Origin of the sequence: Xanthomonas pisi DSM 18956 (assembly GCF_001010415.1) — a bacterium.
Lineage (GTDB): Bacteria > Pseudomonadota > Gammaproteobacteria > Xanthomonadales > Xanthomonadaceae > Xanthomonas > Xanthomonas pisi.
In genome coordinates this window covers 26,677-51,218 of sequence record NZ_JPLE01000035.1, presented here as the reverse complement: position 1 = coordinate 51,218, position 24,542 = coordinate 26,677, and the positions used below count along the sequence as shown (strand labels likewise).

The following is a 24,542-nucleotide window of genomic DNA, read 5'->3' as shown; positions in this document are numbered from 1 at the left end:
GTGTATGTGCTGCAAGCAGCACTCGGTTGACCACACTGTTTTAGTGCGTTTCCAGGCGATCTCACGCTTTGCTGCGTACCGCGCGCATCGGCACCACCAAGCCTTCGATCAGATCGACCAGTCCGGGCGGCTCCACCGGCTTGCCCATATGCGCATCGAAACCGGCCGCCACCGCACGGTCGCGGTCTTCTTCGTGTACGTAGGCAGTCAGCGCGATCGCCGGAATATGCCGTGGCAGATCGGCGCGACCGGCGCGCACGGTGCGGATCAGATCGTAGCCATCGCGCAGCGGCATCGCGATATCGCTGACCAGCACGTCGAAGGCTGCAGCGGCCAGACAGTGTTCGGCCGCATCCACCGAGCCGGCCGCCTGCACCTGTGCGCCGGCAAGGAGCAGAAACTGCAGCACCGCCTCGCGCGAATCCTGATCGTCGTCGACCAGCAGCACCCGCACGCCATCCAGCCGCCCATGGCAATCGGCGGGAAGCGGCCCATGATGGCTCGAGTCCGCCGATTGCGGGCGCAAACCACTGACCCCATGCTGGAACGGCAGCACGATGGTGAATGTCGCACCCTTGCCTTCGCCGGCGCTGGAGGCGCCAAGGCTGCCGCCGTGCAGATCCACCAACTGGCGCGAAATCGACAACCCCAGCCCCAGGCCGCCAACCCGGCGCGTGGTACCGGCATCTGCCTGCCGAAACCGATCGAACACATGCGGCAGGAAGTCCGGCGCGATGCCGATCCCGCTGTCCTGCACGCATAGCCGCAGACGCCCGTCCTCCACATCCAGGCCCACGCGCACGCTGCCACCGGGTGCGGTGAACTTGAGCGCATTGCTGAGCAGGTTGGTGAGCACCTGCTGCACGCGCCCGGCATCGCCAAAGAACCACAGCTCGCTGCCAGCCGGTGCATCCAGTTCCAACGCGATGTCGCGCGCCAGCGCGGCCGGCTGCATCAGCTCCACGGTGCTATGCGCCAATCCGGCAATGTCGAAATGCCCGGACTGCAGACGAATCTTGCCGGACAGGATCGCGCTCATGTCCAGCAGGTCGTCGATGATCTGCGTCTGCGCACGCGCGCTACGCTCGATGATGACCAGGCCCTTTGCCAGATTCTCCGGCGCGAAGCCCTGCGACTGCATCAGTCGCGACCATCCCAGAATCGCATTGAGCGGCGTGCGCAATTCGTGGCTGAGCGTGGCCAGGAATTCGTCCTTGACCCGGCTGGCGTGTTCGGCCTGGCCGCGCGCAGCGGTCTCCGCCTGCAGCGACAGCTTGAGCTTGGCATCCACGCGCGTGCGTTCGATCACGATGCCGGCCAGGTGCGAGGCAGAGCGCGCCATCGCCTGTTCGCGCAGCGACGGCAGATACGGGCGGTCGTAGTAGATGTTGAGCGTGCCCAACACCTGACCATCGCTGGACAGGATCGGCGTCACGCAGCACGCCACGATGCCCAGCATCGCCGAGACCGCATGATGAGGAGCGAAACTTGGTTCGGCCTGGAGATCGGCGCAGATGACCTGCCGGCCAAGATGCGCGGCGCGCGAACAGGGCGGGCCACCCGGACCGATCGGCACCGGCTCGAAGTTGCCGTGATACGCGATTGGAAAATGCGGCGCCGAGCCGAAGCTCAAGGTATGCCGCACTTCGTCCAGCACCATCACCGAGCAATACAAGCCAATCTCACCGCGCGCCTCCACGCTCAATGCAATCGCATCCAGCACCACCGGCAACGGCGCGCCGGTCGTGATCAGGCTCAGGATCGCGCGGTCGGACGCGGTGGCATCTTCGATGTGCTTGCGTTCGGAGATATCGGTGAGCGAGCCGATGTGCCCGAGAAAACGCCCATCGCTGGCGAAATGCGGCGAGGCGGTATCGATGCACCAGCGGTACTTCCCGTCGTGGCGGCGCACACGGTACTCGGCCAGGAATTCGCCGCGCCGTTCCAGTGCCTGCTCGAACGCCAACCGCACGCGCCCGGCATCGTCCGGGTGCATCACGTCCCACCAACCCTGATCCAGGGCCTGATCTTCGGCTTGTCCGGTGAAGTGGTACCAGCGCGGGTTCCAGTACACGCAGTCGCCTTGCGCATCGGACATCCAGATCATTGCCGGCACCGTCTCGCACAACGCACGGAAGCGGATTTCGCTCTCGCGCAGTTGCTGCTCGAAGGTGCGGCGATCGTGGATGTCGGTGTAGGTGCCGATCCATTCGCTGATACGGCCGTCGTCGCCACGCACGGGCAGGGCGCGTGCCAGATGCCAACGCGCCTGGCCGTCGTACCGCAGCAATTCGCATTCGATCTCGTAGGCGTGCGTGTCGAGCAGTGCGTCCTGCCACGTTTGCACCGACAACCGCAGGCCATCGGCGGTGTGGGCCTGATGCCACGCCGCGCTCTCGTTGTTGGCCGGATCCAGCCCGGTGTATTCGTACCAGCGTTGATTGAAGTAGTGCGGCTGCCCATCCGGTCCGGCAATGAAGATGATCTGCGGCAAGGTGTCTGCAAGCCGACGCAGACGCGCTTCGCTGGCCGCCAGTTGCTGCTGCGCCTTGGCCCGCTGCATCAACTCCCAGCAGCGGGCCGCCACCAGCCGCACCAGCTCGATTTCGCTCGACAACCAGCGTCGCGGTGCGCGTTGATGCACGCCGATCGCCGCGACCAGACGGCCATGTTTATGCAGCGGTATCGCCAGCGATGCGCGCAGGCCGGAGTGGCGATACTGCTCGGCCACATAGTCCGGCGCCCCCGGCGCCATCGCATCGGTAGTGAACCAGGGCCGGTTCGCCAGCAGTGCATCGCGCAGGCCTCGGGCCACTTCCATCGGGAAGTCGCCCTGCAGGCTCGGCATGTCCTGCACATGGTCGCTGATCACGCGCATGATGCTGCCGTCTTCGGCCGCCAGTCCGAATGCACAGCGATTGGCCTGCAGATGTTCGCCTAGCAGGCGCACGCTGGTGTCGATGACGTGCCGTGGGTCGGAGACGTGCTGCAAGGCGTCTTCGAGCATCAGCAGAAAACTGTCGCGCCCTTCCACGCGCCGCTGCGCGGTGACATCGAATCCGTGCACCAGGATCGCATCGACGCGGCCGTCGCTGTCGCGCATCGGCTGGTACAGAAAGTCCACGAAGGTTTCGTCGAGCATGCTGCCGGGCGTGCGCTGCAGATAGGCCGTCATCGATTCGCCGATGAAGGGCCGGCCGCTACGACGCACCTCGTCGAGCAGGCCGAGATAGCCTTGATCGGCGATCTCCGGCATCGCCTCCAGCAAGGGGCGGCCCAGCAATGGGCGCTCGCCGACAAGATCGTGGAAGCGTTGGTTGACGCTCTCGATGATGTAGTCGGGCCCCCGCAGCACCGCCATGAAGGCCGGCGATTGGTCGAGCGCTGGCGGCGCTGCAAGCGACACCGCATCGCTACGCCACTCGGGCGCGCTGCGTGCAGGCGCAGTGGCCACATACAACGCACCTACCTGCTGGCCGGCATCCACGATCGGACTGCACGACCATGTCGACAGATTCAATGCAGCGCCTGCGCCGCCGGGCGGGTTGCCAGGCCTGTCGCTTGTCGTCAGCTCGGCAAGCGGCTGGCCGAATGCAGCAGGGTGCCGTGCGCCGAACGAAGCGATGCAGGCATCGTTATAGATGCAGCGTGCGTGCTCGCCCCAGACCAACAGCATCGGGTGCGCTGCGTGCAGGCATACCGACAGCGCGGTGCGCAGCGGCTGACTGCTGCAGAGCAGTGGGTCGGCCACGCATGCCGATGCCATGACCAATGCTGCAGTTTCGCTCGTCTGCGGTAACAGGCCGGCAAACGGCGAGGCGGCATTCTCCATCCAGCAACCACCTGCAAATCTTCGATGCCTGATTCTAGTGACAACCGCTCAGGTGGCAACCGCAGCCGACACCCGGTCGGATCGCGGCCAGGCAACCGGGGACGGTCAGCTGCTGGCGCCGCTCAGCTGACGCGCACGCGACAGCGCACCGACAAGTTCTTCGGACAGATAGGGCTTGGTCAGAATGACGCCGCGTTCGAAGCCGCTTGGAATGCTGCCGCTGGCAACGCCGGTTGCCAGTACAAAGGGAATGCCGCGCTCCGACAGCAGGCGGGCAACCGGCTCGCTGGTCTGGCCATTGCCCAGGCGATAGTCCAGCACCGCGATATCCGGCGCATCGTCCTGGATCAACTGCAGCGCGTCCTGCACCTCACCGACGGGGCCGACCACAGCCGCACCGGCGTGGACAAGCTGCAACTCGAGCAGCATGGCATTCATGTCATCGTTTTCGACCACGAGTACCCGAACTCCACGCAACACCGACATTGCTTACTCCTTCACCAAGTCGGCCAGTATATCGGGGCTGGTCGGCCACGGCGCTGCCGATGCCGCTTGCACCTGAATTCGTCAGGAGCGTCCTGACACTGTTCGTTTCATTCGCAAGCCGCTATACTGCGCGGCCACGCCGAAGTGGCGGAATCGGTAGACGCAGCGGACTCAAAATCCGCCGCCCTTAAAAGCGTGTGGGTTCGAGTCCCACCTTCGGCACCAAGATGTTGCGGTAACAGCGAAAGCCCTTCCGGCGCAATCCGGAGGGGCTTTTTGCTGTATGCCGTTTTGTCGTGCCGGCGACCGCTTTCGCCCTGCCACGACGTGCGCGGCGAGTTCTCGTGAGGTGTCGGTCCTTAGCGGTCGGCATCAATGTCGTCCGCCTGCGCTGACGTCGTTGCGTTGTCTGTCGTCGGTATCGATCCATCATTGGGTGGCAGTCGTCATCCGTCACGGAGCCAGGCTTGCGCTGCGCGTAGCAGCGGTACCGGAGGGCGTTGCAGGCACGCAGCCATCACGCCCGGTGCGTACCGTGGAGGTCTCTTTCAAGCGGGTGGCCATCATGGATTTCGATTCTTCGCAGCAGTTGCGCATTCTTCGCGACATCCACGACACCAAGCCGGTATCCGACGAGGAGGGTAACTGGGCGGTACGTGCGGGCTATGCCACGCAAGCCGAAGACGGCGATATCGATCTGACCCAGGAGGGTCGCAAGGCGTTGGACGACGGGCAGGCCTGAGCTTGCCATGCAGGTGCTGTGTCGTGCTGCGTGCTGCGTGCGCGCGTGTCGCATGCACGCAGCCAGCAGCACCTGCAGGGGTTGAATACTCCGCTCCAGCCGACTGTTGTCCTGCGCATGCTGCGAACGGCCAGGCATAAAAAAACCCCGGCAAAGCCGGGGTTTTTGGATGATTGGCGTCCCCACGGGGATTCGAACCCCGGTGTCCACCGTGAAAGGGTGGTGTCCTAGGCCTCTAGACGATGGGGACGCGTATCAAAACCTCGTTGTCCATTTCAGACGGCCTAATGTCTGAAGTGGTGGAGCCAGGCGGGATCGAACCGCCGACCTCCTGCATGCCATGCAGGCGCTCTCCCAGCTGAGCTATGGCCCCGCGTTGCTGCGAGCCGGCAATCATAGCGAACTCATCGTCGTTTGCAAAGCGATGTCGAAACTTTTTTGTCGTACGCGGTGGGGGGTAACGGCGGCGCACTCCGTGCGCGTTCGAGCACCGCAAGGGCTGAATCCGAATGCACGCGATCGCACCCGGTACTTGTCGGCACGCCGCGCGCGTCTGGGTTGCGATCAGCCGGGCGTGGGTGTCGTGACAACGGCGCGCGGCGTCAGATACAGCGCGTCATCGCCGGTGCGCGCTGCGTTCGACAGGGTGCGATGGCGAGACACGGCCTCGGCCGTGCGCCGCGCTTCACGGCACGCGTGTGTACCAACGTCCATGGCGTATTTTTTTGCAGGTACACCCGGTGAACTTGACTATCTTTTCAAGAATGCATCGTGGCGTATCGCTGTCTTTGTCATGATGCGACGTGTCGCAGTCATTGGGCTTTGCGCGACCTAGGGCCGAGAACAGGGAATGAGTGATCTTGATGTCGTGTTGTTTCGCCACACCCGCCCGCTGGCTGATGCGTACTGCAGTTTGCGTGTAAGGGCTGGGCTCGGTGCAAAGACGGTCGATGCGGTTGAGCGTGCACTGGCGAGCACGCTGTCTGGCGTCTTCGGCTGCTCGGGCGATGCCTTCATGGCGATGGGGTGCAACATTGCTGATGGCGGTTGCCACCGCAGGTCTGTGACGTTGCGGTACATCCGCATTGGCAGGGACGCGGCCTGGGCAAGCAGGTGATGCAGCAACTGAGTGACTGGATGCGGGCGAATGTACCGCCCTTGGCGGAAGTCAGCTTGCTCGCCCGAGGTGCGACGCAACAGTGGTGCGCGCGCTACGGCTTTGTTCCCGCATCCTGGATCGGCATGTGTGGTCGCTTCTGACCGACCGATTGGGTGGGCAAGGGCAAATCGACATCGGACAGCCGCTGCCGACCGCCCATCATGCAAAGAAAAAGCCCCGGCAGGGCCGGGGCTTTTGGATGATTGGCGTCCCCACGGGGATTCGAACCCCGGTGTCCACCGTGAAAGGGTGGTGTCCTAGGCCTCTAGACGATGGGGACGCAGATCAAAACCTGAGTTGTCATTTCAGACGGCCTAATGTCTGAATTGGTGGAGCCAGGCGGGATCGAACCGCCGACCTCCTGCATGCCATGCAGGCGCTCTCCCAGCTGAGCTATGGCCCCACGAAACTGAGAACGAAATGATAGCGACCTGTTAATGTTCGCGCAAGCGCTTTTTCATTCCGATTGAGACAGCGCGTGCGCTCGGGCGCCGCCGCCCGACACTCACTTGACGCCATGCAGATCGCGCAGCTGCGTCGGCCGCGCGCCAAAATAGGCAGCGAGGTCGGCGATGTCCTGATCGCTCAATGCCGTGGCCTGCGCGGTCATCAACGGGTGCTGGCGATCGCCGCTGCGATAGGCCTGCAGCGCATGCGCCAGATAGTCGCCGTACTGGCCGCCGAGCTTGGGGTAGCTGGGGTCGATCGGCGCATTGCCGTCGGCACCATGGCAATCCACGCAGCTCTGGCCGGTGGCCTTGCCCTTGGCATGGGCGAGTTTGTCGCCAGCGTCGGCGCGACCGGTGGGCAGGCCGGCAGAGGAGCCGGAGCCGTGTTCGCCGCTGGCATGGCCGGCATCGCCGGCGGAATGATCGGTGGATTCGACCTGGGATTGGGAACAGGCCGCCATCATCAGGGCAGCGACCAGGACGATGGCTAGACGCGGAGCGTGCAGGGCGTTCGGCATGTGGGCGCTTACTTGAGGGTGGACAGGAAGGCGGAGATGTCGGCGATGTCCTGCTCGGAGAAACTCTGCGCCTGCGCCTGCATGGTCGGGTGTTTGCGCTTGCCTTGGCGGTATTCGGTCAGCGCCTGGGTCAGGTACTGACTGGACTGGCCGCCGATCTTGGGCACACGGTAGCTGGGATAGGCGTTCTTGTACCCGGTCACGCCGTGACAGCCCTGGCAGGTATAAGCCAGCAGACGGCCATTGGAGGGATTGCCGGTAGGGGCTGCGGGCGCGGCAGCAGCAGGTGCGCCCGCGGCAGGCGCCGGCGTGGCGGGTACGGCTGGCGTGACTGACGGTGTCGCTGATGCGCCCCCAAACGGCAGGAAGACGACCAGAGCGAGACAAGCGGCGAGCGGCTGCGGGCGCATGGTTTCGTATCCGGAAGACTGATTGAGCGTCCGCACGTGGGGGCGTGACGGAACCGGACCGAGTATGCCTGCGATTTGGCGTGGCGCAAACGGGGTGAATACGCGAACTTGAACAGACCATGACCTTTGGCGCATTGGCGACATGCATGTTCGGGTGGTCTACTTGCCTACAACACCTGTTCACGCATCCACTAGGACACGACGATGTCGCCACTCTTCTTCTTGCCCGGCCGCAGCGGAATCTGCGCCGCAGTATTGATCTCTACCAGCCTGCTGTTGGGCGGCTGCAAGGCCGGCGATGGAGAGGCCAAGGCCGCAGAAGAAAAAAAGGCAGTGGACGCGGTGCCGGTGGAAACTGCCAAGGCAGCGCGTCGCGCAGTAGCCGCCAGCTATACCGGCACCGCCGCGCTGGAGCCGCGCGCCGAGGCGCAGGTGGTGGCCAAGACGTCCGGCGTGGCATTGGCGGTGATGGTGGAAGAAGGTCAGAAGGTGTCGGCCGGCCAGGCGCTGGTGCGGCTGGACCCGGACCGCGCGCATCTGGCCGTCGCACAGAGCGAAGCCCAACTGCGCAAGCTGGAAAACAGCTACCGCCGCGCGACGCAACTGGTCGGGCAGCAACTGGTAAGCGCGGCCGATGTGGACCAGCTCAAGTTCGATGTGGAAAACAGCCGTGCGCAGCATCGCCTGGCATCACTGGAGTTGTCCTACACCACGGTGCAGGCGCCAATTTCCGGGGTGATCGCCTCGCGTTCGATCAAGACCGGCAACTTCGTGCAGATCAACACGCCGATCTTTCGCATCGTCGACGACTCGCAGCTGGAGGCCACGCTCAACGTGCCCGAGCGCGAACTGGCGACATTGAAATCCGGCCAGCCGGTGACCCTGCTGGCCGATGCGCTGCCGGGCCAGCAGTTCGTGGGCAAGGTGGATCGCATTGCGCCGGTGGTGGATTCGGGGAGCGGAACGTTCCGCGTGGTATGCGCGTTCGGCAAGGGCGCCGAGTCGCTGCAGCCGGGCATGTTCGGGCGCATCCGGATCGATTACGACCAGCGCAAGGATGCCCTGGTGATTCCGCGCCTGGCGCTGCTGGACGACGGTGAGCCGGCGGTGTTCGTGGTGCGCAATGGCAAGGCAGTGCGGGTGCCGGTGAAACTCGGTTACGCCGAAGGCCCGTGGCTGGAAGTGCGGCAGGGCTTGAAGGAAGGCGATCAGGTGGTGACCGCCGGCAAGGTGGCGCTGCGCGATGGCACGGCAGTGCAGGTCATCGGCCAGCCGGATCGCAAGCCGGTGACGGCTGCGGCACCGGCAGCCGGCAGCGAAGAGACGCACGCATGAGCGACCACGGCCCCGTGCACGACCCGCATGCACCCTTGCCCAGTGGTGGCGGGCTGGTGGTCTTCGCCACGCGGCGGCGGGTGACCATCGCCATGATCACCGTGACCATGCTGCTGTTCGGCCTGATCGCGCTGCGCAGCCTCAAGGTCAACCTGCTGCCCGATCTGAGCTATCCCACGCTGACCGTGCGCACCGAATACACCGGCGCGGCGCCGGCGGAAATCGAAACGCTGGTGACCGAGCCGGTGGAAGAAGCCGTTGGCGTGGTCAAGAACCTGCGCAAGCTCAAGTCGATCTCGCGCACCGGGCAGAGCGATGTGGTGCTGGAGTTCGCCTGGGGCACCAACATGGACCAGGCCAGCCTGGAAGTGCGCGACAAGATGGAAGCCTTGTCGCTGCCGCTGGAAACCAAGCCGCCGGTGCTGCTGCGCTTCAATCCCTCGACCGAACCGATCATGCGCCTGGCGTTGTCGCCCAAGCAGGCGCCGGCGTCGGATACCGATGCGATCCGTCAGCTCACCGGCCTGCGCCGCTATGCCGACGAAGACCTGAAAAAGAAGCTCGAACCGGTGGCCGGCGTGGCGGCGGTCAAGGTCGGCGGCGGCCTGGAAGACGAGATCCAGGTCGATATCGATCAGCAAAAACTCGCACAGCTCAACTTGCCGATCGACAACGTGATCACCCGGCTCAAGGAGGAGAACGTCAACATCTCCGGCGGCCGGCTGGAAGAAGGTTCGCAGCGCTATCTGGTGCGCACGGTCAATCAGTTCGTGGATCTGGACGAGATCCGCAACATGCTGGTGACCACGCAGAGCAGCAGCGGCAGCGCGGCGCAGGCGGCGATGCAGCAGATGTATGCGATTGCTGCGTCCACCGGGTCGCAGGCGGCATTGGCGGCGGCGGCCGAGGTGCAGAGCACCTCGTCGTCGGCCAGCAGCAGCATCGCCGGCGGCATGCCGGTGCGATTGAAGGACGTCGCGGAAGTGCGACAGGGCTACAAGGAGCGCGAGGCGATCATCCGCCTGGGCGGCAAGGAAGCGGTGGAACTGGCGATCTACAAGGAAGGCGATGCCAATACGGTGTCCACCGCCGCTGCGTTGCGCAAGCGCCTAGAGCAACTCAAGGCGACCGTGCCCGGCGATGTGGAAATCACCACCATCGAGGACCAGTCGCACTTCATCGAGCATGCGATCAGCGATGTCAAGAAAGATGCGGTGATCGGCGGCGTGCTGGCGATCCTGATCATCTTCCTGTTCCTGCGCGATGGCTGGAGCACGTTCGTGATCAGCCTGTCGCTGCCGGTGTCGATCATCACCACGTTCTTCTTCATGGGCCAGCTTGGCTTGAGCCTCAACGTGATGTCGCTGGGTGGGCTGGCACTGGCCACCGGCCTGGTGGTGGACGATTCGATCGTGGTGCTGGAGAGCATCGCCAAGGCGCGCGAGCGTGGTTTGAGCGTGCTGGATGCGGCCATCGCCGGCACCCGCGAAGTGAGCATGGCGGTGATGGCGTCCACCTTGACCACCATTGCGGTGTTTCTGCCGCTGGTGTTCGTCGAAGGCATTGCCGGGCAGTTGTTCCGTGATCAGGCGCTGACGGTAGCGATCGCCATTGCGATCTCGCTGGTGGTGTCGATGACGCTGATTCCGATGCTGAGCTCGCTCAAGGGTGCGCCGCCGATGGCGTTCCCGGACGAGCCGAGTCATCCGGATTGGCGGCCCGAGCAGCGCTGGCTCAAGCCGGTAGCGGCCGGGCGGCGCGGCGCCGGGGCGAGCGTGCGCTATGCGTTCTTCGGTGCAGCGTGGGCAGTGGTCAAACTATGGCGTGGCCTCGCGCGGGTGGTGTCGCCGGTGATGCGCAAGGCCAGCGATCTGGCGATGGCGCCGTATGGCCGCGCCGAGCGTGGCTATCTGGCGATGCTGCCGGCAGCCTTGCGTCGACCCGGCCTGGTGCTGGGACTGGCGGCGGCCGCGTTTGTCGGCACCGTGTTGCTGGTGCCGATGCTGGGCGCGGACCTGATCCCGCAGCTGGCGCAGGATCGCTTCGAAATGACCGTGAAGCTGCCGTCCGGCACGCCATTGGCGCAGACCGATGCGCTCGTCCGCGAGCTGCAGCTGGCGCACGACAAGGACCCGGGGGTGGCGTCGTTGTATGGCGTCAGTGGCAGCGGTACGCGGCTGGATGCCAATCCCACCGAAAGCGGGGAGAACATCGGCAAGCTCACCGTGGTGATGGCTGGCGGCGGGAGCCCGGAAGTGGAAGCGGCGGCGACGCAGCGGCTGCGCAGCAGCATGGTCGGGCACCCTGGTGCGCAGGTGGATTTCGCGCGGCCGGCGTTGTTCAGTTTCTCGACCCCGCTGGAAGTGGAATTGCGCGGGCAGGACCTGGGCGAGCTGGAGCGTGCAGGGCAAAAGCTGGCTGCGATGCTGCGCGCCAATGGGCACTACGCCGACGTCAAGTCGACCGTGGAAGAGGGCTTCCCGGAGATCCAGATCCGCTTCGACCAGGAGCGCGCCGGTGCGCTGGGGCTGACCACGCGCCAGATCGCCGATGTCATCGTCAAGAAGGTGCGTGGCGATGTGGCCACGCGCTACAGCTTCCGCGATCGCAAGATCGATGTGCTGGTGCGTGCGCAGCACAGCGACCGTGCCAGCGTGGATGCGATCCGCCAGCTGATCGTCAATCCGGGCAGCAGCCGGCCGGTCCGTCTGGCCGCAGTGGCCGAGGTGCTGGCGACGACCGGCCCGAGCGAGATCCATCGCGCCGATCAGACCCGCGTGGCCATCGTGTCGGCCAGCCTGAAGGACATCGACCTGGGTGGTGCGGTGCGCGAAGTCGAAACGCTGGTGCGCAAGGACCCGTTGGCAGCTGGTGTCGGCATGCATATCGGCGGGCAGGGCGAGGAGCTGGCGCAATCGGTCAAATCGCTGCTGTTTGCGTTCGGTCTGGCGATCTTTCTGGTCTACCTGGTGATGGCGTCGCAGTTCGAATCGCTGCTGCATCCGTTCGTCATCCTGTTCACCATTCCGCTGGCGATGGTGGGCGCGGTGCTGGCGCTGCTGATGACCGGCAAGCCGGTGTCGGTGGTGGTGTTCATCGGCCTGATCCTGCTGGTGGGCCTGGTGACCAAGAACGCGATCATCCTGATCGACAAGGTCAACCAGTTGCGCGAAGAAGGCGTGCCCAAGCGGCAGGCCTTGATCGAAGGCGCACGCTCGCGCCTGCGGCCGATCATCATGACCACGCTGTGCACCCTGTTCGGCTTCCTGCCATTGGCGGTGGCGATGGGCGAGGGCGCGGAAGTGCGCGCACCGATGGCGATCACCGTGATCGGCGGCTTGCTGGTGTCCACGCTGCTGACGCTGCTGGTGATTCCGGTGGTGTACGACCTGCTGGATCGCCGCGCAGATGCGTACTACCTGGAGCGCGGCCGGCGCATGGCGCGGCAGCAGGCGCAGGCACGCGAGACCACCGACGGGCTGGAGGCGCTATGAGCGTTGCGGCTTTCAGCATTCGTCGCCCGGTCACCACCATCATGTGCTTCGTGTCGCTGGTGGTGGTGGGCTTGATCGCCGCCTTTCGCTTGCCGTTGGAGGCGTTGCCGGATATCTCGGCACCGTTCCTGTTCGTGCAATTGCCGTACACCGGTTCCACGCCGGACGAGGTGGAGCGCAACCTGGTGCGGCCGGCCGAAGAAGCCTTGGCCACGATGACCGGCATCAAGCGCATGCGCTCCACCGCCACCGCGGACGGCGCCAATATCTTTATCGAGTTCTCCGACTGGGACCGCGATATCGCCATCGCCGCATCGGATGCCCGCGAGCGGCTGGATGCCATTCGCGACGATTTTCCTGACGATCTGCAGCGCTTCCATATCTTCAAGTGGTCCAGCAGCGACGAGCCGGTGCTCAAGGTGCGCCTGGCCAGCCAGACCGATCTGACTGGTGCATACGACATGCTCGACCGCGAGTTCAAGCGGCGCATCGAACGCATTCCCGGCGTGGCGAAGGTCGAAATTTCCGGCGCCCCGCCCAACGAGGTGGAGATCGCCATCGCGCCGGATCGCCTCACCGCGCACGATCTCAGCCTCAACGACCTGAGCGAGCGGCTGGGCAAGCTCAATTTCTCGGTGTCCGCCGGGCAGATCGATGACAACGGGCAGCGCATCCGCGTGCAGCCGATCGGCGAGTTGCGTGATCTGCAGGAGCTGCGTGAGCTCGTACTCAATGCCAAGGGCCTGCGCCTGGGCGATATTGCGCAGGTCCGCCTCAAGCCCACGCGCATGAACTACGGGCGCCGGCTGGACGGGCGCCCGGCGATCGGCCTGGATGTCTACAAGGAGCGCAGCGCCAATCTGGTGGAAGTGTCCAAGGCTGCGCTGAAAGAGGTCGAAGACATTCGCGCCGAGCCTGCGATGCGCGATGTGCAGATCAAGGTCATCGACAACCAGGGCAAGGCCGTGACCTCGTCGCTGGCCGAACTCGCCGAAGCCGGCGCGGTGGGCCTGCTGTTGTCGATCACCGTGCTGTTCTTCTTCCTGCGGCATTGGCCATCGACGTTGATGGTGACGCTGGCGATCCCGATCTGCTTTGCGATCACGTTGGGCTTCATGTATTTCGTCGGCGTTACGCTCAATATCCTGACCATGATGGGCTTGCTGCTGGCGGTCGGCATGCTGGTGGATAACGCGGTGGTGGTGGTGGAAAGCATCTACCAGGAGCGCGAGCGCATGCCCGGGCAGCCGCAACTGGCGGCGCTGCTCGGCACCCGCAGCGTGGCGATTGCGCTGAGCGCAGGCACCTTGTGCCATTGCATCGTGTTCGTGCCGAATCTGTTCGGCGAGACCAACAACATCTCCATCTTCATGGCACAGATCGCGATCACCATCTCGGTCTCGCTGTTGGCGTCGTGGCTGGTGGCGATCAGCCTGATCCCGATGTTGTCCGCGCGCATGAAGACGCCGCCGATGGTCACTTCCGACCATGGGGTGATCGCCAGACTGCAACGCCGCTATGCGCGGCTACTGACGTGGACGCTGGCCCATCGCGGCTGGAGCGTGACCGGCATCATCCTGGTCAGCGCCATCAGCCTGGTGCCGATGAAGCTGACCAAGGTGGACATGTTCGGCGGCGATGGGGGCAACGAGGCCTTCATCCAGTATCAGTGGAAAGGCTCCTACACTCGCGAGCAGTTGGGCGAAGAGATCGGCCGTGTGGAAAATTATCTCGAAGCCAATCGCGCCAAGTACCACATCACGCAGATCTATTCGTGGTTCAGCGAAGTGGAAGGCAGCAATACGGTGGTGACCTTCGACGCGAGCAAGGTGAAGGATCTGCCGCCGCTGCTGGAAAAGATTCGCAAGGAACTGCCGCGCTCTGCGCGCGCCGACTACAGCATCGGCAATCAGGGCGATGGCGGCAGCGGCAACCAGGGCGTGCAGGTGCAGTTGGTTGGCGACTCCACCGAGGCGCTCAAGTCGCTGGCCGATGACGTCATTCCGCTGCTGGCGCAACGCAAGGAATTGCGCGACGTGCATGTGGATACCGGCGATCGCACCAGCGAGCTGGCGATCCGGGTAGACCGCGAACGTGCGGCTGCATTCGGCTTCAGTGCGGAGCAGGTGGCCAGTTTCGTGGGGCTGGCATTGCGCGGCACGCCGTTGCGCGAATTCCGTCGCGGCGACAATGAAGTGCCGGTGTGGGTGCGTTTTGCCGGTGCCGAGCAAAGCAAACCCGAAGACCTGGCCGGCTTCACCGTGCGCACCAAGGATGGCCGCAGCGTGCCGTTGCTGAGCCTGGTGGACGTGCAGATTCGCCCGGCCGCCACCCAGATCGGGCGTACCAATCGCCAGACCACGTTGACCATCAAGGCGAACCTGGCCGAAAAAGTCACCGTGCCGGAAGCACGCGCGGCGATGGAAAAGCCGCTCAAGGCGATGAGTTTCCCCGCCGGCTACAGCTACACCTTCGACGGCGGCGATTACCAGAACGACGGCGAAGCGATGGGCCAGATGGTCTTCAATCTGGTGATCGCGTTGGTGATGATCTACGTGGTGATGGCGGCGGTGTTCGAATCGCTGCTGTTCCCGGCAGCCATCATGAGCGGCGTGCTGTTTTCGATCTTCGGCGTGTTCTGGCTGTTCTGGATCACCGGCACCTCGTTCGGCATCATGTCCTTCATCGGCATCCTGGTGCTGATGGGCGTGGTGGTGAACAACGGCATCGTGATGATCGAGCACATCAACAATCTGCGTCGCCGCGGCATGGGCCGTACTCAGGCGCTGGTGGAAGGCTCACGCGAGCGCTTGCGCCCGATCATGATGACGATGGGCACCGCGATCCTGGCGATGGTGCCGATCTCGCTGACCAGCACCACGATGTTCAGCGACGGCCCGCCGTATTTCCCGATGGCGCGCGCCATCGCCGGCGGCCTGGCGTTTTCCACGGTCGTGAGCCTGCTGTTTCTGCCGACGATCTACGCGATTCTCGACGACATGAGCAGCGGCGCAGCGGCACTGGTGCGGCGTGCACGCGGTCTGCCGAAGACGCCGCCGGCAAGCGTTGCGTTGGAGTCGTGATCGACTCACCACGCGTCGTTTGAAGCCGCTCTCCCGGCGGGAGCGCCGCTGGCGTGATCGCCTGCCGACAAGCCTCCCCCATCCGCCCTGCGGGCACCTTCCCCCGCACGCGGGGGAAGGGAAGCCGTAGCTGGGGAAGGGACGGCGTGCGCGAGGAAGGAGCCTCGCAGTTGTGCTGGAACAGCAAGATCGCCTGCGCCTTAGCCCCTCTCCCGCCTGCGGGAGAGGGGTTGGGGTGAGGGCACAAATACTCCGAGTACAGCCAATCAGCCGCTGGCGTCGGCGAAAGCGACAACGTCGCGCGAGAGTGGAACAGCAAGATCGCCTTGCGCCTTAGCCCCTCTCCCGCCTGCGGGAGAGGGGCTGGGGTGAGGGCGCAGATACTCCGAGTACAGCCACTCAGCCGCCCGGTGTCACCACCAGGTACAGCGTTCGGTCAATCAACCCGCACGCACCTGCCGAACGATCGCCGCCGCCTTGGCCGAGCTTTCCTTGACCTTGTCCCATTGGCCCTGGGCCAGCCAGTCCTTGGGCACCATCCACGAGCCGCCGATGCACAGCACGTTCGGCTGCGACAGGAACTCCGCCGCGTTGGTTTCGCTGATGCCGCCGGTGGGGCAGAGCTTGAGGTCGGACAACGGGCCGGCCAGGCCCTTGAGCATTTGCAGACCCCCCACGGCGGTGGCCGGGAACAGCTTGCAGACGCGGAAGCCCAGTCCCATCAGAGTCAGGAGTTCGGTCGGGGTGGCCGCGCCGGGCACGGCCGGGATCGGCGCATCGGCCAGCAGCCGCGCCAACGGCGCCGGCGTGCCAGGTGTGACCAGGAAGTCCGCACCGGCATCCACCGACTGACGCAATTGCAGCTCGCTCAACACGGTACCTGCGCCGATCACGATGTTGGGCAGTTCGCGCTTGAGCATGGCCAGCGCTTCGAGCGCGATCGGGGTACGCAGGGTCAGTTCGATCGCGGGCAGGCCGCCTTCGAGCAGCGCATCGGCCACGCGGCGCGCCTGGTCCAGCGTGTCCACGGTGACTACCGGCAGGATGCCGGCGTCGCGCAGCAGCTTTTCGGCGGTGTTCTGGGTCTGGGCAATCGTCATTGCAACTCCGTTAGACGGCGACCGCCGCAGCGGCCGCTGAGAGGGAAAGGGTCAGGCGTCCTTGGACTCGTGCGGCGCAGCGGCCGCAGCAGCATCCGCGCCGAGTTCGTACTCGGCGTCGTAGCTCCACAGCGCACCGTCCGGATGGGTCGGGCCGCAGGAAATCGAAATGGCGCCCTGGTCGGCCGGGCCGACGACCTGGCGGTTGATCGCAAACAGGTTGCGGCCAAGGTCGTTGCCGGCCACGGCGGTGTTGGGGGCAACCTCGCGCGATGCCCACTCCTCGGCCGAGACCAGCACTTCCAGCGTGCCGGCTTCGCCGTCCAGGCGCACCATGTCGCCTTCGCGGACGCGCCCGATCGGACCGCCACGCGCGGCTTCCGGCGTCATATGGATCGCTGCGGGGAACTTGCCCGAAGCACCCGACAAGCGGCCGTCGGTGACCAGCGCCACGCGGCGGCCCTGGTTCTGCAGCAGGCCGAGCAACGGGGCCATCGAATGCAGCTCGGGCATGCCGTTGGCGCGCGGGCCCTGGTAACGCAGCACCACCACGAAATCGTGCGGCAGCACGCCGGCCGCATGCAGCTTGTTGAGTACCTGCGGGGTATCGATCACCACCGCAGGCGCTTGGATCTTGCGGTGCTGCGGCTTGACCGCCGACAGCTTGATCAGCGAGCGCCCCAGATTGCCGCGCAGCAGGCGCAGACCGCCTTGCGATTCGAATGCATCGCCGACCGGGCGCGCCACGCTGTCGTCGGCGGTAGTCGCTGTACCCGGGACATAGGTGACCTTGCCGTCCTGCAGGCGCGGTTCGTTGACGTAGGCACGCATGCCGCCTTCGACCACGGTCGGCAGATCGTCGTGCATGTAGCCGGCGTCCATCAGCTCGCGGAACACGAACGCGGTGCCGCCAGCGGCCTGGAAGCGGTTTACGTCGGCCTCGCCATTGGGGTAGATGCGGGTCAGCAACGGCACGGTCTGCGAAATCAGATCCATGTCGTCCCAGGTCAGCACGATGCCGGCCGCACGCGCCACTGCGATCCAGTGGATGGTGTGGTTGGTCGAGCCGCCGGTCGCCATCAGCGCGACCACGGCATTGACGATGGCGCGCTCGTCGATCAGGCGACCGAACGGGCGGAAGTCATCGCCCAGCGCGGAGATCGCCAGGGCCCGTGCGGTGCCCTCGCGTGTCAGCGCATCGCGCAGCGGCAATTCCGGGTTGACGAACGAGGCGCCGGGCAATTGCACGCCCATCGCTTCGAGCAGCACCTGGTTGGAATTGGCGGTGCCGTAGAAGGTGCAGGTGCCGGGCGAGTGGTACGACGACGACTCGGCCTCCAGCAGCTCGGCGCGGGTGGCTTCGCCGGCGGCATAGCGCTCGCGCACTTCGGCCTTTTGCTTGTTCGGGATGCCCGGCGTCATCGGGCCGGCCGGCATGAAGATCGCAGGCAGATGGCCGAACGCCAGCGCGCCGATCAACAGGCCAGGCACGATCTTGTCGCATACGCCCAGGTACACCACGCTGTCGAACATGTCGTGGCTGAGGCCGATCGCTGCAGCCTGAGCGATGTTGTCGCGCGAAAACAACGACAGCTCCATGCCCGCGCGGCCCTGGGTGACGCCGTCGCACATCGCCGGTACACCGCCGGCCACCTGCGCGGTGGCGCCGAGCGCACGCGCGGCATCGCGAATCAGTTGCGGGTAATGCTCGAATGGCTGATGCGCCGACAGCATGTCGTTGTAGGCGGTGATGATGCCCAGGTTGGGCGTGGCCGCACCGCGCAGACGCGATTTATCGGTCGGTTCGGAGGCCGCAAAGCCGTGCGCAAGATTGCCGCAGCTCAGACGGCTACGGAACGGGCCCTCACGCAGGGCGGCATCGAGACCGGCCAGATACGCCGCGCGCGACGGCGCGCTGCGCTTGCGGATACGGTCAGTGACAGCTTGGATGTTCGGATGCAGGCTCATTGGCTACCGGCTATGAGAAACGGGGGGAGGAAAGCACGCGGTTTTGATTCTAATTACCCGCACATGGATGTGCGGGCTCTTGCGAGGGACTCGCACCGAAGCGGGTCTTGCGAGGGACTCGCATATTTGAATCCCCGCACAAGGATGTGCGGGCTTCTGCGAGGGACTCGCATTCAATTGCACCAATGCACCCGCAGGCGCGGACCGGGCTGCTGCAGCGCGACGCGAATCGGGTACTCGCTGATGTCTTCGCCGGCGAGCGCGGCTTGCAGCACATCGAGCTTCTGCTTGCCGCGCAACAGCAGCAGGCGCGTGGGGACTGCGGCGAGCCCGGCAGGTGTCAGCGTGATCCGCAGCGGCCACTGGTTTGCGCCTGGGCAACCGGTTGCGTCCAGCGACGCATACGGCTGGGGGCTGGCCAGCGCCTTGGGCAGATCGGTCGAACCGGGAAACAACGAGGCGGTATGACCGTCGCCGCCCATTCCCAGCACCGCCAGGCACGCCGGCTCGGCATGCGTGGCCTGCAGGTTGGCGGTGTGCACGCACTCGGGCAATTGCTTGCCGGGGCGCACCAACGGGATGAAGGTCGCGGCCGACGCATGGGTCAGGAAGCTGTGGTTGACCAGCCAGGCGTTGCTGTCCTGATCCTGCGGCGAGAGCCAGCGCTCATCGACCAGGCCCACTTCCACCCGCGACCAATCCAGCGGGCGGTGTGCCAGCGATTCATAGACGGGCGCCGGCGTGGTGCCGCCGGAGAGCAACATGCGTGCCTGCCCACGGCGCGAGATTTCCTGTTCCAGCAGATCGGCCATCTCGCCAGCGACCGCTTCGGTCCACTCGGCGGGGTCTTCGTAGCGCACCATGGTGATGCGCGGGTTGTCCTGCAGGTTCATCGCTGCTCTCCCGGATGCTGACGCTGCGCATCCACCGCATACGCCGCGGCGCCCAGCAGGCCGGCGTGCGGATGCATGACCGCCAGCGAGGGCACGCGCGACATGATCGCGGAGAACCGGCCCTTGTGCTCGAAACGCTGGCGAAAGCCGGAATGCTGCAGCGAATCCAGCACCTTGGGCACCAGCCCGCCGGTAAGGAACACGCCATCCCAGGCACCTTGCATCAACACCATGTCGCCGGCGATCGCGCCGAAGATGGCGCAGAACAGGTCGATGGTGCGCGCCGAGCGCGGGTCGCCTGCGGCAGCGCGTGCGGTGATGTCTTTGGGTTCCAGCGGGCCCGGGTCGATGCCGGCGATTTCGCTCAATGCGCGATGGATGTTGACCAGGCCGGGGCCGCAGATCAGCCGCTCGTTGGACACCCGGCCGAACTGCTCGGAGAGGATTTCCAGTACACGGATTTCTTCCGGCGTGCCGGGAGGAAAGCTGACGTGGCCGCCTTCGGTTTCCAGCGGAAAACAGCGCCCATTGCGGATGATCAGCCCGCCCACGCCCAGGCCGGTGCCGGGGCCGATCACGCCGTAGTTGCGCGGTTGATCGATCGGCGCCGGGCGCCAGCTGGCGCCGCCCACCTGCACCACGTCCTGCGGACGCAGCAGGCTGATCGCCATGGCCTGCGCGGCAAAATCGTTGATCAGGTGCAGGGTGCTGAAACCGAGCATGCTGGCGGTGCGCGTGCGCGAGATCACCCACGGATGGTTGGTGATGCGCGCTTCGTCGCCATCGACGCGGCCGGCCACGGCGAACACGCCCTGGGTGGCCTGCACGCCGATCTGGTCGAGGTAATACCGCGCGGCTTCGCCGAGCGAAGCGAACTCCACCACCGCGAACTCACGCGAGGTGTCATCCAGCAGCGGCACCGAGGCGTCGACATCGGCCAGCGCAAAGCGCGCGTTGGTTCCGCCGATATCGGCGACCAGCACCGGCTTGGAAGGAGCGGTCATGCGTTGTTTCCCTGTGCGTCGGTGGCAGGAGGCAGGAACGGTGCGGCGGTGTCCGGGCCCCAGCTACCGGCGGGGTAGGGCTGCAGCGGCAATTGCGCCGCGGCCCAGGCGTCGCTGACGCTGTCGATCCAGGACCAGGCAGCCTTGACCTCGTCGTCGCGCACGAACAGCGCCGGATTGCCATTGAAGGCATCCACGAACAGACGCTCGTAAGCGATGCGACGGTGCAGGCCGGTCGGTACCGACAATTCCAGCTCCAGCGGCTGCAGCTCGATCGCGCCCCATTCCGGGCCGGCCAGGCTGCTCATCAGGCCGAGCTCGATGTTTTCCTGCGGCTGCAGCTGGAAGGTCAGCCGGTTGGGCACCGCATTCTGGCGGTCCGGACGCTCGAACAACCAGTGCGTCACCGGCTTGAGCGTTACCACGATGCGGGTGGAACGCTCGGCCAAGCGCTTGCCGGTGCACAGATGGAACGGCACGCCGGCCCAGCGCCAGTTGTCGATATGCGCGGTCACCGCGACGAAGGTTTCCACGTCGCTGCCTTCCGGCGGGTGGTAGGCCTGCGCCGGCTGGCCGTTGATGGTGCCGGCGGTATATCGGCCGCGCACGCTGTCATGGGCGGCATGCTCGGCGGTCATCGGACGCAGCGCACGCAGCACCTTGACCTTTTCGTCGCGGATGCGGTCGGCCTCCAGCGAGGCCGGCGGCTCCATCGCCACCAGACACAGCAGCTGCAGGATATGGCTCTGCACCATGTCGCGCAGCGCGCCGGAGCGGGCGTAGTAGGCATCGCGCCCGTCGACACCTTCGCTTTCGGCGACCAGGATCTGCACCGACTCGATATAGGTGCGGTTCCAGACCGCCTCCAGCAACGTGTTTCCGAAGCGCAGCGCGATCAGGTTCTGCACCGCCGCCTTGCCCAGGTAATGGTCCAGACGGAACACGCGGTCCTCGTCGATCAGCGCGCCGATCGACTGCAGGATCTCGCGGGCGCTGTCCGAGTCGTGGCCGATCGGCTTTTCCAGCATCAGCCGGTGCGGTGCGGCCAGCGCGCCGCCCAGTGCCAGGCCCTGGCACGTGCTGATGTAAAGCCCCGGCGGGATCGCCAGGTAGCTCACGATCTGGCGGGACGCAAGCTCGCGGACCGCATCGGCCACCGACTCGGCATTGCGCAGGTCCACCGAGCGGTAGTCCACGCGCTGCAGCAGCGTCTGGATCTGCTCCGGGGTGGCAATCGGCAGCGCTTCGGTCAGACGCGGGCGCAGCACTTCACGGAAGGCCTCGGTATCGTGCGGCGACAAGGCCAGTGCACGGATACGGAAGTCCTCCGGCAGCAGGCCGTCGACGAACAGGCGCAGCAGGGAGGGGAAAAGATAGCGCTGGGCGAGATCGCCGGTGGCGCCGAACAGGATCAGGGTGTTGTGCATGGACCGAGTTTCAGATTCTGGGGACATCGTTATCAGCGGCTCGTCGGAAAGGCGCCGGACAGCCGGCGGTCGGTACGTCTGTTCCTGGGCGACACTTGCGTGCGCGCAGCGGGGGATGGACGCTGACGCCCAATCCCCGATTGTTGCAGCAACTGGTGGTCAGCGGTTAGCGCCTGGGCGGTATACCTGCACCTGCGTGGCGGAATGCCCGCCCGCGCGATGCAGGTAACGTCGCCGGAAACAGCGGCGTGAGTCGGTAGCGGCATGGTTCCTCCGAGATCGATGTTGCCATGTGAAAACGATTACATGTCAGAATAAACCAATGCATTCGTTTGCAGGGGATTTCCTCGCAGACGGGTCGGTCGTCATTGCCATCGGGAGGGCCGAGGGCAGGGCGCACACAACACGTTGAGGCCGAACGATGGCGAAAGTGCAGTTGGAAGGTGTCCGCAAGGTCTATGAAAACGGCCAGGTGGCGGTGCAGGGCGCAAGCTTCGAAGTGACCGATGGCGAGCTGATGGTGCTGGTCGGGCCGTCCGGCTGCGGCAAGTCGACGTTGTTGCGCATGATCGCCGGGCTCGAGGACATCAGCGCGGGCACGCTCAAGATCGGCGAACGCGTGGTCAACGACGTGGCGCCGAAGGACCGCGACATCGCCATGGTGTTCCAGAGCTATGCGCTGTATCCGCACATGACCGTGGCGGAAAATCTGGCCTTCGGCCTCAAGCTGCGTGGTCACCCGAAGCAGGTCATCGCCGAGCGCGTCAATAACGCTGCCGAGCTGCTGGGCCTGACCCCGATGCTCGACAAGCTGCCCAAGGCGATGTCCGGCGGCCAGCGCCAGCGCGTGGCGCTGGGGCGGGCAATGGTGCGCGAATCGTCGGTGTTCCTGCTCGACGAACCGCTGTCCAACCTGGACGCCAAGTTGCGCCACAGCGTGCGCACCGAGATCGCGCAGCTGCATCGCAAGCTCGGCACCACCATGATCTACGTCACCCACGACCAGGTCGAAGCGATGACGCTGGGCCAGCGCATCGTGGTGCTCAAGGACGGCGTGATCCAGCAGATCGACAGCCCGATGGCGCTGTACGACCGTCCGGCCAACTTGTTTGTCGCCGGCTTCCTCGGTAGCCCGGCGATGAATGTGCTGCAGGGTCGGCTGGATGAGCAGGACGGCCTGCATCTGGTGATGGCCGACGGCTGGCGGGTGCCGCTGGGCGCCGCGCGGGTCGATCGCCGCTGGTTCGGCCAGGACGTCATCGTCGGTGTGCGCCCCGAGCATCTGCAGCCGTCCAGCGATGCGCACCTGGGCTTCGATGCCCAGGTGGAGGTCATCGAGCCGGTCGGCAACGAGATCTTCCTCAACCTCGATCGCGGCGGGCAGCCGTTGGTGATCCGCGTGGCGCCGCAGGCGCTGCCGGCGGTCGGGCAACCGCTGCGCTTGGCATTGCGCAGCGACGCGTTGCATTTCTTCGACCCGGCAACCGGGCAGCGGCTGGAGCCGGCTTAACGCTCCAGCCCGGGAATGATGGCGAGGGCGCGCGCGGCGTGCGCGCCCACTTTGAAGGCCTTGGCAGAGTCCACGGCCAGGTCCAGTGGCAACACCGCCAGCGCCAGATCGCCGGCAATGCTGACCACCGTGCCGATGGCTGCACCGTCCAGGTCGACGCTATCGCCCGCCTGGGCGGCCGCTTCCGTCTCCAGGAGCTGCAACGCACGCTTGGCCTTGCCCAGGAAATGCGTGCGCGCAACGATTTCCTGACCCGGGTAGCAGCCTTTCTTGACGCTGTAAGCCTGCAGGCGGTCCAGCGCCAGTTGCTGCGGCGTCCAGTGTTCGCGCTGCGCATCCGGCAGCCGAACCAGGCCCAGTTGCAGATCCGCACGGCGCCATTGCACGTCCATGTTCGGCAATTCGATAGGCGCTGCCAATGCCTGGTCGGTGATGAGCAAGAGCGTGCGCGGCAAGCCGGCGCTGCCCATATCCAGCGCGACACGCTGCGTTCCGATATCGGCCCGCGCGCCTCGCGCATGCTCGGGCGCTTGCAAACCGCCATACGCAAGAAGCGCGACGGCGTTGATTTTCAGCTTGCGCCGGAACACGAAGCGGCCGAGCTGTGCGGCGATCTCGCCTGCGTTGCCGTCAGGCAACAGCATCAGCAGGTTGGTGTCGTCCTCACGCAGGAGTGCGAAGATGGCGATCACGCGCCCCTTCGCCGTCAACCACGCATTCCACTGCCAGTGTCCGATCGCCAGGGCCTGCACGTCGTTGGCGAATTGGGCATGCGCAAACGCCACTGCATCCGCGCCGACGAGTCGGACGTATTGCATATCGCGCAGGGAGCCAAAACCCTGTGGAATAAGATTCAGGTTGTCAGCCATGGATGGGGAGGACTAAAATCGCAACGTTGTGAGACCACTATGATAGGCCATCCAACCCCCACCCCAGCGCAGGATTCCGAGACGCAGCCTTCCCCTCAGGAGACCATTCCCGAGAAGAAGCCACTGCCGAAGGAGATTGGTGGACGCGACGGCCCCGAGCCAACGCGCTACGGCGACTGGGAAAAAAATGGACGCTGCATCGATTTTTGAGCAGCTTCTAGCCACAGCGGCCTAGTGCCGCCCAGCCGAGAAAACGAGCCCAG

At 65.3% G+C, this 24,542-nt stretch carries 18 protein-coding genes and 5 tRNA genes; 8 read left to right on the top strand and 15 right to left on the bottom strand.

Annotated features, from left to right (window positions below):
* Nucleotides 1-61: 61 nt before the first annotated feature.
* Nucleotides 62-3,766, bottom strand: a complete 3,705-nt coding sequence (locus Y887_RS09550) for a PAS domain S-box protein (protein ID WP_425476739.1) — start codon at nucleotides 3,764-3,766, stop codon at nucleotides 62-64.
* Nucleotides 3,767-3,937: 171 nt separating this feature from the next.
* Nucleotides 3,938-4,318 (bottom strand): response regulator, encoded by a 381-nt coding sequence (locus tag Y887_RS09545; protein ID WP_046964096.1) that lies wholly within the window; start codon nucleotides 4,316-4,318, stop codon nucleotides 3,938-3,940.
* A 138-nt stretch (nucleotides 4,319-4,456) separates the two neighbouring features.
* Between Y887_RS09545 and Y887_RS09540 the strand changes: the two genes are divergently transcribed.
* Nucleotides 4,457-4,543 (top strand) — tRNA-Leu (locus tag Y887_RS09540).
* A 310-nt stretch (nucleotides 4,544-4,853) separates the two neighbouring features.
* Nucleotides 4,854-5,060 carry a hypothetical protein gene (locus Y887_RS09535; protein WP_162199162.1) on the top strand — a complete coding sequence of 69 codons (207 nt, stop codon included), beginning with the start codon at nucleotides 4,854-4,856 and terminating at the stop codon, nucleotides 5,058-5,060.
* A gap of 174 nt (nucleotides 5,061-5,234) precedes the next feature.
* On the opposite strand, the gene Y887_RS09530 is transcribed toward Y887_RS09535, so the two are convergent.
* The 3 genes from Y887_RS09530 to Y887_RS21325 form a co-directional block, all read right to left on the bottom strand.
* Nucleotides 5,235-5,310: transfer RNA gene (locus Y887_RS09530), tRNA-Glu, on the bottom strand.
* 47 nt (nucleotides 5,311-5,357) lie between these two features.
* Nucleotides 5,358-5,433 (bottom strand) — tRNA-Ala (locus tag Y887_RS09525).
* A gap of 312 nt (nucleotides 5,434-5,745) precedes the next feature.
* Nucleotides 5,746-6,114, bottom strand: coding sequence for a hypothetical protein (locus Y887_RS21325; RefSeq protein ID WP_245879469.1), 369 nt, complete (start codon nucleotides 6,112-6,114; stop codon nucleotides 5,746-5,748).
* On the opposite strand from Y887_RS21325, the gene Y887_RS21320 reads away from it, so the two are divergent.
* Complete coding sequence (locus Y887_RS21320) at nucleotides 6,108-6,320, top strand: GNAT family N-acetyltransferase (protein WP_245879470.1); 213 nt, start codon at nucleotides 6,108-6,110, stop codon at nucleotides 6,318-6,320. The two genes, Y887_RS21325 and Y887_RS21320, sit on opposite strands and share 7 nt — an antisense overlap.
* Nucleotides 6,321-6,423: 103 nt before the next feature.
* Here Y887_RS21320 and Y887_RS09515 read toward each other — a convergent pair.
* From Y887_RS09515 to Y887_RS09500, 4 genes are all read right to left on the bottom strand, one after another.
* Nucleotides 6,424-6,499, bottom strand: a tRNA-Glu gene (locus Y887_RS09515).
* 47 nt (nucleotides 6,500-6,546) lie between these two features.
* Nucleotides 6,547-6,622, bottom strand: a tRNA-Ala gene (locus Y887_RS09510).
* Between the two features lie 102 nt (nucleotides 6,623-6,724).
* Nucleotides 6,725-7,186: a c-type cytochrome gene (locus Y887_RS09505; RefSeq protein ID WP_005995424.1), complete on the bottom strand. Its 462-nt coding sequence runs from the start codon at nucleotides 7,184-7,186 to the stop codon at nucleotides 6,725-6,727.
* An 8-nt stretch (nucleotides 7,187-7,194) separates the two neighbouring features.
* Complete coding sequence (locus tag Y887_RS09500; RefSeq protein ID WP_046964094.1) at nucleotides 7,195-7,596, bottom strand: c-type cytochrome; 402 nt, start codon at nucleotides 7,594-7,596, stop codon at nucleotides 7,195-7,197.
* Between the two features lie 204 nt (nucleotides 7,597-7,800).
* Here Y887_RS09500 and Y887_RS09495 point away from each other — a divergent pair, with 204 nt between their 5' ends.
* From Y887_RS09495 to Y887_RS09485, 3 genes are read left to right on the top strand one after another with little or no spacing between them, the layout of a single operon-like run.
* Nucleotides 7,801-8,931 (top strand): efflux RND transporter periplasmic adaptor subunit, encoded by a 1,131-nt coding sequence (locus Y887_RS09495; RefSeq protein ID WP_046964093.1) that lies wholly within the window; start codon nucleotides 7,801-7,803, stop codon nucleotides 8,929-8,931.
* Entirely contained in the window at nucleotides 8,928-12,425 is a 3,498-nt protein-coding gene (locus Y887_RS09490; RefSeq protein WP_046964092.1) for an efflux RND transporter permease subunit, read from the top strand. The genes Y887_RS09495 and Y887_RS09490 overlap by 4 nt, the downstream gene beginning before the upstream one ends.
* Nucleotides 12,422-15,508, top strand: a complete 3,087-nt coding sequence (locus Y887_RS09485) for an efflux RND transporter permease subunit (RefSeq protein ID WP_046964091.1) — start codon at nucleotides 12,422-12,424, stop codon at nucleotides 15,506-15,508. The genes Y887_RS09490 and Y887_RS09485 overlap by 4 nt, the downstream gene beginning before the upstream one ends.
* A 440-nt stretch (nucleotides 15,509-15,948) precedes the next feature.
* Here the strand turns inward: Y887_RS09485 and Y887_RS09480 are convergent, their stop codons facing one another.
* The 5 genes from Y887_RS09480 to zwf form a co-directional block, all read right to left on the bottom strand.
* Nucleotides 15,949-16,608 (bottom strand): bifunctional 4-hydroxy-2-oxoglutarate aldolase/2-dehydro-3-deoxy-phosphogluconate aldolase, encoded by a 660-nt coding sequence (locus Y887_RS09480; protein ID WP_046964090.1) that lies wholly within the window; start codon nucleotides 16,606-16,608, stop codon nucleotides 15,949-15,951.
* Between the two features lie 51 nt (nucleotides 16,609-16,659).
* Nucleotides 16,660-18,576, bottom strand: a complete 1,917-nt coding sequence (edd, locus tag Y887_RS09475) for a phosphogluconate dehydratase (RefSeq protein ID WP_046964089.1) — start codon at nucleotides 18,574-18,576, stop codon at nucleotides 16,660-16,662.
* Nucleotides 18,577-18,749: 173 nt separating this feature from the next.
* Complete coding sequence (gene pgl / locus Y887_RS09470; RefSeq protein ID WP_046964088.1) at nucleotides 18,750-19,469, bottom strand: 6-phosphogluconolactonase; 720 nt, start codon at nucleotides 19,467-19,469, stop codon at nucleotides 18,750-18,752.
* Complete coding sequence (gene glk, locus Y887_RS09465; protein ID WP_046964087.1) at nucleotides 19,466-20,473, bottom strand: glucokinase; 1,008 nt, start codon at nucleotides 20,471-20,473, stop codon at nucleotides 19,466-19,468. The genes pgl and glk overlap by 4 nt, the downstream gene beginning before the upstream one ends.
* Nucleotides 20,470-21,900: a glucose-6-phosphate dehydrogenase gene (gene zwf, locus Y887_RS09460; RefSeq protein WP_046964086.1), complete on the bottom strand. Its 1,431-nt coding sequence runs from the start codon at nucleotides 21,898-21,900 to the stop codon at nucleotides 20,470-20,472. The genes glk and zwf overlap by 4 nt, the downstream gene beginning before the upstream one ends.
* Nucleotides 21,901-22,321: 421 nt before the next feature.
* Between zwf and Y887_RS09455 the strand changes: the two genes are divergently transcribed.
* Nucleotides 22,322-23,410 (top strand): ABC transporter ATP-binding protein, encoded by a 1,089-nt coding sequence (locus Y887_RS09455; RefSeq protein WP_046964085.1) that lies wholly within the window; start codon nucleotides 22,322-22,324, stop codon nucleotides 23,408-23,410.
* On the opposite strand, the gene ygfZ is transcribed toward Y887_RS09455, so the two are convergent.
* Complete coding sequence (gene ygfZ, locus Y887_RS09450; protein WP_046964084.1) at nucleotides 23,407-24,279, bottom strand: CAF17-like 4Fe-4S cluster assembly/insertion protein YgfZ; 873 nt, start codon at nucleotides 24,277-24,279, stop codon at nucleotides 23,407-23,409. The two genes, Y887_RS09455 and ygfZ, sit on opposite strands and share 4 nt — an antisense overlap.
* On the opposite strand from ygfZ, the gene Y887_RS21085 reads away from it, so the two are divergent.
* Nucleotides 24,181-24,489 (top strand): DUF1674 domain-containing protein, encoded by a 309-nt coding sequence (locus tag Y887_RS21085; RefSeq protein ID WP_245879471.1) that lies wholly within the window; start codon nucleotides 24,181-24,183, stop codon nucleotides 24,487-24,489. The genes ygfZ and Y887_RS21085 overlap by 99 nt on opposite strands.
* Nucleotides 24,490-24,542 lie beyond the last annotated feature (53 nt).